The organism is Prevotella sp. P5-92 (assembly GCF_002251245.1).
Lineage (GTDB): Bacteria > Bacteroidota > Bacteroidia > Bacteroidales > Bacteroidaceae > Prevotella.
Genome location: NZ_NPJG01000100.1, coordinates 1 through 4,311 on the forward strand (window position 1 = coordinate 1; position 4,311 = coordinate 4,311).

A 4,311-nucleotide genomic window follows, 5' to 3' on the forward strand; every position below is an offset into this window, starting at 1 on the left:
TTTCCTTCAGGATCTTCCCCAGCAGGTTTAACAGCCGGCGGATAATCCTGCGCTGTTGTGACTTCTTGTGTTTGCGCTGCTTCACATACTCCATGTTCGCCTTCTCCACGTCAAGGTACTTCGTCCTCGGGCGGTGGATGCCAAGACGCAGACAGGCATCACACATCATACGATATGACTTCCCAACGCATTCCCACAGCAGCTTCTGGTCCGTCGGATACCGCATCTCGCTCTCATAACATGTCGCATCTGTGTGGAATGTATCAAGCTCTTTCATGTACGGTTTCCATGCATCCGCGAGTATGTTCTGCTGTTGCTGGATCTTCAGCTTGTCGGAAAGCTCGGAGATGATGTCATCTATCAGCTTGTAGTTCGTCAGGGGGCACAGAGGATTGACGTACACGTCGCAGAATATCTGATAGTGGACGTTGCCGTTCAACTGCTCCAGCAGTTTCGGGGCACTCAGCTGGGTGTACATCTTCAGGAACATCAGAGCAACTTTGCCCTCCGGGGAGAAGAAGGACTTCCGGCCACGCTTCCGTACAGGATGGTTGCTCACCAAACCAAAGTTCACTGCCATCTCATGAAGAGGGAGAAGCCGTTTCATACGTCCAAGTTCGCTGTTTTCAAACGTAACTCGAAATAAATCATAAAAATCGAACCCTTCGAACGGAATTCGCTTGCTTATTCCAGAAAAATGTTGTACCTTTGCCATCGTATCACTTTTGTGATTCCCCCAATTTGTCACTTTCCTAGGGTGATTGGGGGATTTTTCTTATCATCTACAAAGGTACAAAATTTCTATCACATTGAGTAATAGATAGTTATAAATAATCTTAAAATTTAACGACACTCCCTAAATAACGTGAAATAAATAACGTGAAGTAAACGTTGAAGTAAAAAACGTGAAATAAAAAATGAGGGTGTGTTGACATCACGTCAATGCACCCTCAAAGTATGTATATGGAAAATATTCAATTTACCCATTTAATCTTAGACTTTCGCGCCATCATATGCCCACTTATAGTAAGAGGCTCCATGGACGAAACCAGCTCCAAAGGCTGTGAATATCAAGTTGTCGCCTTTCTTTAGCTTGTTCTCATGCTCCCAAAGGGCAAGAGGAATTGTAGCAGCACTGGTATTACCAAAATGCTCGATGTTTACCATCACATTGTCCATTGGCAAGTCAAGACGCTTAGCAACAGCCTCGATAATTCGCATGTTTGCCTGATGAGGCACAACATAGGCGATATTATCCTTGTTGAGATTGTTGCGCTCTGCTATCAAGGCGCAGTCGTCACTCATGCTCGTCACCGCGTAACGGAACACGGTACGACCCTCCTGATAAAGGTAGTGAAGACGATGATCCACGGTGAAATGAGAAGGAGGACAAACCGAACCTCCCGCCTTCAAATGCAAGAATGGCAATCCCTTGCCATCAGTACGGAAATATGAGTCTATACAACCGATATTCTCTTCCTCTGTTGCCTCTACAAGCACCGCTGCCGCTCCATCACCGAAGAGAGGACAGGTGGCGCGGTCCTTGTAATCAACGACCGACGACATCTTGTCTGCTCCTATCACGATGATTTTCTTGCAACGCCCGCTCTCAATCATTGTAGCAGCCACGTCAAGAGTATAGAGGAAACCACAGCACGCTGCCCACATGTCAAATGCAAAGGCATTCTTCAAACCTAACTTCCCTAAGACGATAGATGCCGTCGAAGGGAACTTGTAGTCTGCCGTGGATGTTGTCACGATGAGCGCATCAATGGTGTCGGGATCAACACCAGTCTTCTGCAAAAGCTGCTTGGCAGCCTTACGCGCCATATAGGAAGTGCCGAGTCCTTCTTCTGTGAGGATTCGGCGCTCTTTGATTCCTACACGCGTCATAATCCACTCGTCGTTGGTGTCAACCATCCTCGACAGCTCCTCGTTGTTGAGAACATAGTCGGGAACGTAACCTCCTACTCCAGTGATTATCGCGTTTATCTTATTCATTATTCAGCTGTTTCTTCCTTAACGATAGCCACCTTGCCTCTGTAATAACCGCAAGTCGGGCATACTGTGTGGTAGATGTAGTAAGCGCCACAGTTTGGACATACTGCCAGTGTAGGTGCTACAGCCTTGTCATGAGTTCTTCTTTTGAGTGTACGAGTCTTTGACTGTCTTCTTTTAGGATGTGCCATAATTCTTTAATTGTTTAATCTTTAATGTCTTTTAATTTCAATAATCCACTCCAACGCGGATCTATCGACTCCTCACTATCCTCAGCGCCACTTCGGTTGGCGGAATGCTCCTCAAGAGCCTTCACCATGTCACGATTGCATTTACCAGGTGCATGAACGTGCTTGATCGGGATGTCAAGGGCGATAAATTCGTATATGAACCATGAGACGTCGAGGATGCCTTCATCCTTACTTACCGTCACAAGGTCATCGTCTTCTGAGTATTCTTCTCCAAATCGGGCGACAAGCTTGTTCTCTGTCTCTATGGATTGATCCATGTCCTCCAAACAGATGTCGCAAGGTACTGTCACCGTTCCTTCCGTGACAAAAGTCAGTTCAAACAGCGAAGACTTACGCTCTATTGTCAATTCAACAGACAACTTGCCATGGCGAATCTCTGGCGCATCGATGGCCTCGAAGTATTCGTCATCCAGCACAAACCTCAACTCGGTTATCCCGTCCGTCAGGCTGTTCAAGTCTATCTTCAACTGCTCTAAACTATACATTATTTCACTTTGGGTTGCAAAGTTACTAATAATTTCTGATATAGTGAAACTTATACACTATTTTTTTTATTTTCTTAATGATATATTGATGAAAACAACGCCTAAAGCCTCCTTTTTACAAAGGAAGGCGCAGTTTTTGGATTATATCCGATTCGATATATCCTTAGGATTATCCTTACTAACGATTTCCAAATAGGATTGAGAATTGTCAGCCTGAAAAGAAGAACCCTTCGTATTTAACGTTTCAACTCTATTCTGAAGATTGTTCCTATGCCTATTTCGGACTCTTTAACGTAAATCTTTCCCTTATGATATTCCTCAACAATGCGCTTAGCAAGCGACAAGCCAAGTCCCCAACCACGTTTCTTTGTTGTGAAACCAGGCTTAAAGACATTCTTCAAATCCTTATGTTTGATTCCCTTTCCATTATCAGCCACCTCTATCGCAACATCATATCCATTCTCGAAAATCGAAATACATATCCTGCCCTTACCTTCCATCGCATCGACAGCATTCTTGCACAAATTTTCAATTACCCACTCAAATAGAGAGGCATTGATGCGGACTACAACATCGTGTTCAGGCATATTCACCGTCATAAGAACTGCAGAAGATGTGCGTCGGTCGATATAATCAACGACATTGGAAATGACATTATTAAGACTCGAAGGCTGCGGTTCAGGCAAAGAACCAATCTTGGAGAAACGCTCTGCTATTAGCTCAAGGCGTTTCACGTCCTTCTCCATTTCCGGTATCATATCGTCGTCAGGATAATTCTCATGAAGAATTTCTATCCATGCTATCAGACTGGAGATGGGAGTCCCTAACTGGTGGGCAGTCTCCTTGGAAAGTCCAACCCACACCTTGTTCTGTTCTGCGCGCTTTGAAGACAACAGCGCAATGATAGCAACAACGACAAAAATGAACACTATGCCTAACTGAACATATGGATAAGTAGCCAAACGCCGTAACATGAGCGACTCGTCGTAACAAACCATCTGGTAATCCTCACCACTTCCTGAAGGAGGAAGAAGAATTTTTATCGCCCTACCCGACCTTATCATTCGCCTTGCCTCGCGAGAAAGAACGGAAAGAGAATCAGAAAAGTCCTTTGCCGACAATTCAACATTACGGAAGTCCATAACGTTACCTGCAGAATCGACAACAATGACAGGAATGGAATTATTTGCCTTGATCACACTCAACACAAGCGAGACATCAGTATTCTCATTAGCACTGTTCAGGGTATGAAGAGCCTGAGCCCACACTTCCATCTTATGTCTCTCCTCCTTTGAAAGATCAGCAATAAGGAAATGGGAAACCACCAACGACGCCACCGCAATAACAATAGCGGTAACGACCAACGCTATCTTTACCTGTCTAATTTTATCTGTCCAATTCATTAGATAGAAAAAAGTCCCGGGGATAATGTTATCCTCGGGACTATTGAAAAAGAAGGCGGCCTCCTACTCTCCCACATTGCATTGCAGTACCATCGGCGCAAGCGGGCTTAACTTCTCTGTTCGGAATGGGAAGAGGTGGGACCCCGCCGCAATAACCACCTGATATAAGTTTTA

4 protein-coding genes, 1 rRNA gene and 1 pseudogene are annotated in these 4,311 nt (G+C 44.9%); all 6 read right to left on the reverse strand.

What is annotated here, in order from left to right:
* Window positions 1-715 (reverse strand): annotated as a pseudogene (locus CIK99_RS10370) (DDE transposase); the annotation flags it as partial.
* A gap of 278 nt (window positions 716-993) precedes the next feature.
* Entirely contained in the window at window positions 994-2,001 is a 1,008-nt protein-coding gene (locus CIK99_RS10375) for a beta-ketoacyl-ACP synthase III (RefSeq protein WP_094381445.1), read from the reverse strand.
* A complete protein-coding gene (gene rpmF, locus CIK99_RS10380; RefSeq protein ID WP_094381446.1) occupies window positions 2,001-2,189 on the reverse strand; it encodes a 50S ribosomal protein L32 in 189 nt (62 codons plus the stop codon). Before rpmF ends, CIK99_RS10375 begins: the two co-directional genes overlap by 1 nt.
* A gap of 14 nt (window positions 2,190-2,203) precedes the next feature.
* On the reverse strand, window positions 2,204-2,734 hold the full coding sequence (locus tag CIK99_RS10385) for a DUF177 domain-containing protein (RefSeq protein WP_094381447.1): 531 nt from the start codon (window positions 2,732-2,734) through the stop codon (window positions 2,204-2,206).
* 236 nt (window positions 2,735-2,970) lie between these two features.
* Window positions 2,971-4,137, reverse strand: coding sequence for a PAS domain-containing sensor histidine kinase (locus CIK99_RS10390; RefSeq protein WP_094381448.1), 1,167 nt, complete (start codon window positions 4,135-4,137; stop codon window positions 2,971-2,973).
* Between the two features lie 50 nt (window positions 4,138-4,187).
* Window positions 4,188-4,300, reverse strand: a 5S ribosomal RNA gene (rrf, locus tag CIK99_RS10395).
* Window positions 4,301-4,311 lie beyond the last annotated feature (11 nt).

Coding starts and splice junctions, on each gene's coding strand:
- CIK99_RS10385 (WP_094381447.1), bottom strand. CDS start 2,734: ATGTATAGTTTAGAGCAGTTGAAGATAGACTTGAACAGCCTGACGGAC.
- rpmF (WP_094381446.1), bottom strand. CDS start 2,189: ATGGCACATCCTAAAAGAAGACAGTCAAAGACTCGTACACTCAAAAGA.
- CIK99_RS10390 (WP_094381448.1), bottom strand. CDS start 4,137: ATGAATTGGACAGATAAAATTAGACAGGTAAAGATAGCGTTGGTCGTT.
- CIK99_RS10375 (WP_094381445.1), bottom strand. CDS start 2,001: ATGAATAAGATAAACGCGATAATCACTGGAGTAGGAGGTTACGTTCCC.